This window comes from Mycobacterium sp. NGS17 (genome assembly GCF_059813205.1).
The window spans coordinates 1-256 of the sequence record NZ_JCALED010000059.1; the positions used below are offsets into that span (position 1 = coordinate 1).

The following is a 256-nucleotide window of genomic DNA, read 5'->3' on the forward strand; positions in this document are numbered from 1 at the left end:
TGGGCATTTGGATGCCGGGGCGCTGCAGGCGGCGTTGACCGATGTGGTGGGTCGGCATGAATCGCTGCGCACGGTGTTCGCCGCGCCGCAGGGGATCCCCGAGCAGGTGGTGCTGGCCCCGGAGTCAGTCGAGGTGGGGTGGGAAGTCATCGATGCCCGCGGCTGGCCGGCCGAGCAGCTGGCCGAGGCGGTCAACACCGCCGCACAGCACAGGTTTGATCTCAGTCGCGAGGTCTTGTTGCGGGCCACCCTGTTT

Annotated in this window: 1 protein-coding gene; it reads left to right on the plus strand. The window is 68.4% G+C overall.

Annotated elements, in window-relative coordinates; genetic code table 11:
* The coding region (locus tag AC5Y7E_RS24350; protein ID WP_499950975.1) for a condensation domain-containing protein at nt 1-256 on the plus strand (256 nt) is incomplete at both ends.